Raw genomic sequence first — 7,474 nt, 5'->3', positions numbered from 1 at the left:
CAACCCTGCGACGAAGTACCCGCGGCGGGCGGCGCCCCTCTCCTCCATGGCCGACAGGATCGGGTACTGGCCCGCGAAACCACTGGACTGGCCCGCCGCCGCGCCGCGCACCACGACGCCGTGGCGATCCAGCAGGGTCGCGGTGGCGGCGTGGGCGCGTCGGGTGGGGTCGGCCTCGCGGCCGGGCAGGCGATACCAGCGCCCCGCCGACGTCGGCGGGGCCGAACGCACCGACGGCCGCGTCACCACGAAGCGCCCGGGGCGGCGGGGACGGCGCGGGGCCTGAGAACGGTGTCCGGGCCCCGATAGCTTGGCGCGCAAGGGAGCCAGCGAGTCGTTGGACACCCAGCCGCCCCACACCAGGCCCCACAGGGCGTCCAGCACCTCGGCGTCGTCGCCGTCGACGGCCTCGGTGAGATCGCGGAAGAACCGCGCCACGTCCAGGGCCTGAAGCACCTCACGCCGCAGCTCGTCGGACAGCGCCTCGGGATCGGGCTCGGGAAGCACCAGGGGCGCGGCATCGGCGTAGGCGAACGAGATCCACCCGTCGGAGCCCGCCAGCCCGCCCGCCCCGCACCACAACACCTCGCCCGAGGCGGTCAGCTCGTCCAGCTGCGCGGGGGAGTACTCGGCCACCCTGGCGGGCAGGATCAACGACTCCCACGCCGACGCGGGCACCACCGCCCCCTGCAACTGCTCCACGACGTCGGCCACCGCGTCGACCCCGACGGCCCCGGCGCCCACCCCCTGCCAGTCCGCCAGGAACGCGGCGTACTTCGCGGCGGGAACGGGCGCGATCTCGGCGCGCAGCGCCGCCAGGGTCTTGCGCCGCAACAGCCGCAGCACATCCACCGCGCACCACTGCCGCGACGCCCGCGACACGAACCGTCCGTGCCGCACCACCCCGTCGGCGTCCAGGCGATGCAGGCACGCCTCCACGGCGTCGCCCGCCAACCCGAAGTGCCGCGCCACCTCATCCGTCTCAAAGGGACCGTGCGTGCGCGCGTAGCGCGCCACCAGATCGTCCAGCGGCGCGGCCACGGGCGTCAGCAGCTCGGGGGGAACCTCGGGCACCCGCTCGCCGTCGCCGTCGGACCCGCCGGGCGGCGCGGTGCTCCACAGGTCCACGAATTCATCCTCAGTGGACGCGGCGCCCGTCAGGTCGACGCCGAGACCGTCGCGGTAGCGCACCGCGTCCTCGATCGCGATCCAGCGGCGTTGGCCGCCGACGGAGACGGGCAGCGCCCGCCCCGCCTCGACCAGTGCCGACATCGTGGAGGCGTCGACGCCGCGTTCGGCCAGGCCGTCGCGCGACACGTCGCCGACCACCCGCAGCAGCTCCGCCACGTCGTCGGGGTCGGACAGGTCGCGCCCGTCGCGCCAGCCCAGCCAGGCCGCCGCCTCGGCCACCACCGCGGGGTCCAGCAGCTGGTCGCCCTCGCCCAGCAGTTCCTCCAGCAGGCCCGAGTTCATGGCCGCGGCGCGGCGCTCGGCCAGGGGCTCGTCCTCGCCGTACAGATTCGCGGCGGTGAACGCCGACAGCATGCTGTGCGCGAACGGTGAGGCCTGCTCGGTGACCACCTCGACGGTGGCGATCGAGCCGTCGCCCAGGCGGCGCATCAGGTCCTCCAGGGCGGGCATGTCGAAGTACTGCTCGAGGCACTCGCGGGCGGCCTCGGCGGTGATGGGGAAGTCGTCGAACTCCCGCGCCACCTCGAACAGCTGGCTGGCGCGCTGCCGCTGCTGCCACAGCGGTTGGCGGCGTCCGATTCCCCTGCGCGGCAACAAGAGCGCGCGGGCGGCGCACTCGCGGAAGCGGGCGGCGAACAGCGGCGAGTTGCCGAGCTCCGTGGTGACCAGCGCCGAGACAGCCTCGGCGTCGAAGTCCAGAAGGGACCTTCCCGGCGGCTCCTCCATGTCGGGCAGCCGCGCCACGATGCCGTCGTCAGTGGCCAGCACGTGGGCGTCGATGCCGAAGCGCTCCCGCAGGCGGGCGCCGATGGCCAGGGCCCACGGGCGGTTCACGCGCGCCCCCAACAGGCAGTGGATCACCAGCCGCCAGTCGCCCAGGTCGTCGCGGAACCGTTCCACCACGACGGTGCGGTCGTCGCACACCGCCCCGGTCTGCTCCCGCTGAGCGTTCACATAGGACAGCAGATTGGCCGCGGCGGTCGCGTCGAGCTGCTCGGGCGTGGCCTGAGTCTCCGCGATCCGGCGCACCCCCGCGCCGATCGCCCTGCCCAGCTCGGCGGGGCGGCCGGGGTCCTCGCCCTTCCAAAACGGCATCCGCGCCGCCTGCCCCGGCGCGGGCGTCACCAGCACGCGATCGGGCGTGATGGCGTCGATCCGCCACGACGTCGCCCCCAGCAGGAAGACGTCGCCCACCCGCGACTCGTAGATCATCTCCTCGTCCAGCTCGCCCACCCGGGCGCCCTGGCCGCCGTCGGCCAGAAACACCCCGTACAAGCCCCGATCGGGAATCGTCCCGCCATTGAGGACGGCCAGCCGCTGCGCGCCCTTGCGCGCCGACAGCCGCCCCGATGCCCTGTCCCACAACAGTTTCGGACGCAGACCCGAAAACGCCGTCGACGGATACTTGCCCGACACCATGTCCAGCACCCCGCGCAGCGCGGCGTCGGGCAGCGACGCGAACGGCGCCGCGCGGCGCACCACCCGCGCCAGGTCCTCCAGCTTCCAGTCGTCCATGGCCACCATCGCCACCACGTGCTGGGCCAGCACGTCCACGGGATTGCGCGGCGGCGCCAGCTCCTCGATCCCGCCGTCGAGCATCCGCTCGGCGGCGATCGACGCGGCCAGCAGGTCGGAACGATGCGTCGGCAACACGATGCCCCGCGACACCGCCCCCACCTGGTGCCCGGCGCGGCCCACCCGCTGCAACCCCGAGGCCACGCTCGGCGGGGCGCCGATCAGCACCACCAGTTCCACCGCACCCATGTCGATGCCCAGTTCCAAACTGGACGTCGACACCACGGCGGGCAGTTCCCCCGACTTCAACGCCGATTCCACGCCGAGCCGTTCCTCGCGCGACATCGACCCGTGGTGCGCCCGCGCCAGCACCGGCGGCGCGCCCGCCGCCGCCTCCGACTGCGCCATCAGGTGCGCCGGGGACGGGGAACGGTACGGCGGGTGGGATTCCAGCACCACCTCGTTGAGCCGGGCGCACAGCCGCTCGGCCAGCGACCGCGAGTTGACGAACACGATGGTGGAGCGATGCGCCCGGATCAACCCGTACACCCGCCGCGCGATCGACGGCCACACCGACGGCTGCCCGTACTCGTCCACATCGGAGAGATTCGACAGATCCTCGACCGTCACCTCCACCGACAGGTCGATGGTCTTGGCGGACGGGGGATTCACCACCGTCACGGGATGCTCCCCGCCCAGAAAACGCGCGGTCTCGGCGATCGGGCGCACCGTGGCCGACAGGCCCACCCGCTGCGCGGGCGACTCCAGCAGCGCGTCCAGCCGCTCCAGGCACAGCGACAGGTGCGCGCCGCGCTTCGTCCCGCACACCGCGTGCACCTCGTCGACGATCACGGTCTCGATGCCGCGCAAGGCTTCCCGCGCCGCCGACGTCAACAGCAGGTACAGCGACTCGGGGGTGGTGATGAGGATGTCGGACGGGTGGCGGGCGAAGGCGCGCCGCTCCTCGGGCGGGGTGTCGCCGGTGCGCATCGCCGCGCTCACCGACGGCGCCTCGACGCCGAGCCGCTCGGCCTCGCGCCCGATCCCCTCCAGCGGCAGCCGCAGGTTGCGCTCGACGTCGTAGGCCAGCGCCTTCAGCGGGCTGACGTACAGCACCCGGCAGCGGCGCTGCGGGTTGTCGGGCGGGGGAGCGCTGGACAATCGGTCCAGCGACCACAGGAACGCCGACAGCGTCTTGCCGGAACCGGTGGGCGCCACCACGAGCGCGTTGTCGCCGCGCGCGATGGCGCGCCACGCCCCCTCCTGCGCCGGGGTGGGACGGCCGAACTCGCCGCGGAACCACTGGCGGGTGGCAGGGCCGAAGGCGTCGAGCGGGTCGCTGGTCATGCCCTAGATCCTGCCCCGCACCTGTGACGCCGGGTCTAACTCCCCGGAACCTTGACGTCGGCGGCGACCGGCAGGTGGTCGCTGCCGGTGCGCTTCAGCGTCCACGACCTCACCGGCGTGACGCCCCGCACCAGGATCTGGTCGATGCGCGCCATCGGGAACGAGGCGGGCCACGTGAAGCCGAAACCCTCGCCCGCCACGGCCTGCGTCGACTCCAGCTGGGAGGCCAGCGGCGCCAGGCTGCGGTCCTGCATGGTCCCGTTGAGATCGCCCAGCAGCAGCACCGAGTGGAGCCGTTCCTTGGCGATGGCGTCGCCGAGCCGCTCCGCGGTGGTGTCGCGCTGCCCGGAGGTGAACCCGCCGCTGTCGACCCGCACCGAGGCCAGGTGCGCGACGTACACGGCGACCTGTCCCGCGTCGGTGTGCACCGTGGCGCGGATCGCGCGGGTCCAGCCGATGCCGATGTCCACCGGCCCGGAATCGGTGATCCGGTCCCGCGACCAGATCCCGACCGTGCCCTCCTGGAAGTGGTACGGGTACGCCCCGCCCAGGGCCGATTCGTACGACGGCAGTTCCTCCTGCGACACCTCCTCGAGCGCCACCACGTCCGCCTTGGACGCCACGATGGTGGCGGCGGTCTGTTTGGCGTCGGTGTTGGCGGCGTTGACGTTGTGGGCCACCACCCGCAGGTCGCGCGCGCCGTCGCTCTTGTCGGGCAACAGCCCGGCGTACATGCCGGCCCACACCAGGACCGGAAGCAGCAGCACCGCCCCGGCCAGCGCCGAGCGGCGCAGCGCCGCCCACGCGCCCAGCGGCAGGATCAGCCAACCCAGCCAGGGCAGGAACGTGTCGAGCAGGCTGCCGAGATTGCCCACCGCGTTGGGCACCGCCGAATGAAACGCGAGGATCGCCGCCAGGATCGCCGCCAGCGCCGCGGGCACCATCCCCCGCGTCCACATCGTGGATCGCCTGGCGCGCGGCGCTTCCGACCGCACCTCCTGCTCGGTGTCAACCACGCACTCCGCCTCCCTGAAAAACCTGCTCCGCCGCCGACCATGGTACGAGAGTCACGCCGCCGCCCGCGCCGGCGGCAACCGTGCGTGACCGGGCGGCTCGCGTCCGCCAGGATCGCCCCGTCACCCCGCGTGTGCGGCCCCGTTCGCGCGGCGGCCGTCGGCGCTTCGGGTCGTGTGTCCGTGGCCGCGCTTCTATATACTGCCCAACGCCTGTGTTTCCGGCCACTCAGGACCCCCCGGTCTCGTTCATTGGCGCGAAGGACCCCCACCCGATGAGTCAAGCCATCCCCCAAGTCATTGCCGGGATCGCGTTGGGACTTGGACTCATCACGCCCATCGGGGCCCAGAACCTCTTCATCATCCAGTTGGGAATCGATGTCGGCTTCCCCAAGGTCTTCTATGGAACGGTCGCCGCCACCGCGTGCGACGCGCTGTTGATCTCGGCGGGGACCCTGGGGCTGGGCTCCGTCGTCCAGTCGAATCACCTGTTGCGGGCCGCGCTGTTGGCCGGCGGCGGCTGCTTCCTGACCTTCCTGGCGTACCGCGAGGTGCGCTCGTCGTCCATATCGGACGAGGTCGCCACGGTGAGCGTGGCCAGTCCGGCGGGCATCGCGCGCCGGGCCGCGGGCGTCACCCTCCTCAATCCACATGCCATATTGGACACCGTCGGGGTGATCGGCGCGGTGGCCGTCACCCGCACCGGCGTCGACAAGCTGTGGTTCGCCGGCGGGACGGTGATGGCCTCGCTGGTGTGGTTCCTGGTGCTGGGCACCGCGGGCTTCATCATCCGCAATCGCCTCACCGCCAAGCGCCGCAAGGTGATCTCGGTGGGATCGGCGCTGGTCATGATGGGCTTCGCCGTGATGATGTTCGTGGAGTTCGTCCAGAACCTAGACGCCGCTCAGCAGTGACAGCTTGACGGCGAAGCCGATCATGACCGCGCCGACGGCCCCGGTGCCCACCGACGACAGCACGCGGCGGCGCCGAAACGCCGACGCCAGGGCGTTGCCGCCGAAGATCAGCACGCTCAGATAGGCGACGCTGAATATCTGGACGATGGCGCCGAGGATCGTGAAGCTCAACGCCGGGTAGGGATACACCGGATCGACGAACTGCACGAAGAAGGCCACGAAGAACAGGATCGCCTTGGGGTTGAGCAGGCTGGCGATCAGCGCCCTCCGAAAGGGATGTTCCAGCTCGCCGACCGGCTCGGGCTCGGCGTCGGGGGTCTGCTTGGCGCGCCAGGTCTTGACGCCGCTGCGGATCAGGTTGACGCCGAGATAGGTGAGGTAGACGGCTCCGGCGATCTTGACCACGGTGAACGCCAGACCGGACGCCTTGAGCAGCGACGCCACCCCGGCGGCCGAGGCGATCATCAGCACGGTGTCGCCGATGAAGACCCCGCACGCCGCCCGGTATCCGGTGCGCACCCCGCGCCGGGCCGCCACCGACAGCACGTACATCGAATTCGGCCCCGGCAACAGGATGATCAGGACGGTGGCGAGGACGTACGCCCACAGGTTCGTGATGCCGAGCATGGTGTGTTCCTTTAGGACGGTTGGGGGAGACCGACGGGGGTGGCGACCTTAACATGCTCGTCGGGAACCGGCCGCCCGAAATTCGACGATATGGGAAGCGTCCCCGCCCAAAACGGCAGGTCGAGGTCGCTCGGCTCCTCGCCGGGCCCGCCGGTGCGCTCCTTCACCGACACCTCCTTCAGCCGCAGCGCCAACACGGCGGTCTGGGCGAGCTCCTTGTCGGTGGGCGGGCGGGAGTCGTTGGAGCGGCCGGGCGCCAGCTTGTCGACGAGGGCGGCCAGCGCGTCGCGCTTCTCCACCTCGTCGGTGACGGGAAGGGCGCGGCCGTGGGCGATCACGCAGCGGTAGTTCATCGAGTGGTGGAACCAGGAGCGGCTCAGGATGATGCCGTCGTGGATGGTGACGGTGAGGCAGACGTCGACGCCCTCGTCGCGCCCGGTCAGGAAGGCCCGGCTTCCGGTGGAGCCGTGGAAGTAGACGACGTCGCCGATGCGGCAGTAGGCGGTGGGCAGCACCCGGGGCACGCCGTCGGTGGCGTAGCCGACGTGGCACACGTACGCCTCGTCGAGGATCCCGTGGACGGATTCGGCGTCGTAGCGCAGCTTCTCGGGTTTGCGCAGGGAGGTGGTGAGCTCGGTCGGGGCGAAGGACATGGGGCCTCCCGTGGGGATCGCGATAATGTACTAGTACAATCTGGTAACTGTGGTAGAACAATATCAGATCCGCGGCGCGACCGCCTCCGAGATCGTCTCCAGCGTCGAGACCGGTGTCCACTCGGGATCCCTGGAACCCGGCGCGGCCCTGCCGCCCGTGCGGGGCCTGGCCGCCGAGCTCGGCCTGGCCGCCGCCACCGTGGCCGCCGCCTAC

The 7,474-nt window shown here is 71.7% G+C and carries 6 protein-coding genes; 2 read left to right on the top strand and 4 right to left on the bottom strand.

Going from position 1 to position 7,474, the window contains the following annotated elements:
- A partial coding sequence (locus VE172_RS10425) for an Lhr family ATP-dependent helicase (protein WP_324800856.1) occupies positions 1-4,053 on the bottom strand: 4,053 nt, incomplete at its 3' end.
- 35 nt (positions 4,054-4,088) lie between these two features.
- A complete protein-coding gene (locus VE172_RS10420) occupies positions 4,089-5,012 on the bottom strand; it encodes an endonuclease/exonuclease/phosphatase family protein (protein WP_414715088.1) in 924 nt (307 codons plus the stop codon).
- Positions 5,013-5,341: 329 nt separating this feature from the next.
- On the opposite strand from VE172_RS10420, the gene VE172_RS10415 reads away from it, so the two are divergent.
- Positions 5,342-5,980, top strand: coding sequence for a LysE/ArgO family amino acid transporter (locus VE172_RS10415; RefSeq protein ID WP_324800851.1), 639 nt, complete (start codon positions 5,342-5,344; stop codon positions 5,978-5,980).
- Here the strand turns inward: VE172_RS10415 and leuE are convergent.
- Together leuE and VE172_RS10405 are read right to left on the bottom strand one after the other, a co-directional pair.
- Positions 5,960-6,607 carry a leucine efflux protein LeuE gene (gene leuE / locus VE172_RS10410; RefSeq protein WP_324800848.1) on the bottom strand — a complete coding sequence of 216 codons (648 nt, stop codon included), beginning with the start codon at positions 6,605-6,607 and terminating at the stop codon, positions 5,960-5,962. The genes VE172_RS10415 and leuE overlap by 21 nt on opposite strands.
- A gap of 11 nt (positions 6,608-6,618) precedes the next feature.
- Positions 6,619-7,260, bottom strand: a complete 642-nt coding sequence (locus VE172_RS10405) for a pyridoxamine 5'-phosphate oxidase family protein (RefSeq protein WP_324800846.1) — start codon at positions 7,258-7,260, stop codon at positions 6,619-6,621.
- A gap of 49 nt (positions 7,261-7,309) precedes the next feature.
- On the opposite strand from VE172_RS10405, the gene VE172_RS10400 reads away from it, so the two are divergent.
- A partial coding sequence (locus tag VE172_RS10400; protein ID WP_349258332.1) for a GntR family transcriptional regulator occupies positions 7,310-7,474 on the top strand: 165 nt, incomplete at its 3' end.

Source organism: Stackebrandtia sp., assembly GCF_035643755.1.
Taxonomy (GTDB): Bacteria; Actinomycetota; Actinomycetes; order Mycobacteriales; family Micromonosporaceae; genus Stackebrandtia.
Note: the sequence above shows the minus strand (reverse complement) of the source record. Positions and strands in the feature narration are given on the sequence as shown.

What these genes read in the sequence shown, in the direction of transcription:
- leuE (WP_324800848.1), bottom strand. Translation starts at nt 6,607, where the DNA reads ATGCTCGGCATCACGAACCTGTGGGCGTACGTCCTCGCCACCGTCCTG.
- VE172_RS10420 (WP_414715088.1), bottom strand. Translation starts at nt 5,012, where the DNA reads ATGTGGACGCGGGGGATGGTGCCCGCGGCGCTGGCGGCGATCCTGGCG.
- VE172_RS10415 (WP_324800851.1), top strand. Translation starts at nt 5,342, where the DNA reads ATGAGTCAAGCCATCCCCCAAGTCATTGCCGGGATCGCGTTGGGACTT.
- VE172_RS10405 (WP_324800846.1), bottom strand. Translation starts at nt 7,260, where the DNA reads ATGTCCTTCGCCCCGACCGAGCTCACCACCTCCCTGCGCAAACCCGAG.